The organism is Streptomyces sp. NH27, assembly GCF_056859195.1.
In genome coordinates this window covers 1-563 of the sequence record NZ_JACEGK010001062.1, presented here as the reverse complement: position 1 = coordinate 563, position 563 = coordinate 1, and the positions used below count along the sequence as shown (strand labels likewise).

The following is a 563-nucleotide window of genomic DNA, read 5'->3' as shown; positions in this document are numbered from 1 at the left end:
CAACTGGGTCCGCCACTGCGGAAACGTCATCCCGAGTTCGCGCCGGAACAGCCGGCTGAGCGTCCGCTCGCCGGCCCCGACCGCGGCCCCCAACTCCGCCAGCGAACGATCATCCGCGGGGTCGGCGTGCAGGAGCGCGGCGACGGCACGCAACCGGTCGTCGGCGGGCGCCGGCAGATGCAGCGGAAGGGCGTCCACCCGGCGCAGTTGGTCGAGGGCGACCCGTTCGAGGTCAGCACGTTGGGCAGCGGTGTAGGGCGGGTACGCGGGATCGGGCGCGTCGGTGAGGGCCACGACGAGTTCGCGCAGCAGGGGCGTGACCGCCAAGACGGTGGGCCGGTCGTCGCCGGGCAGGCCGGGCCGGGGCGCGAACGACAGGGTCCGCATGTCGGTGGGGCCGTGCGCCTCGTGGGCGTGCGGCACCCCCGCCGGAATCCACACCGCGCGGTACGGCGGCACCACCCACGCCCCGAGCGGCGTGGACACCCGAAGGACGCCGCGGCTGGGATGGATGAGCTGGTGCACGGCGTGGTGATGCCAGTCGATCCGCTCGCGGTGGACCC

1 protein-coding gene is annotated in these 563 nt (G+C 74.6%); it reads right to left on the bottom strand.

The window, feature by feature from the left end; all coding sequences use genetic code 11:
- A partial coding sequence (locus AC13HU_RS38020; protein ID WP_483046554.1) for an AraC family ligand binding domain-containing protein occupies positions 1-563 on the bottom strand: 563 nt, incomplete at both ends.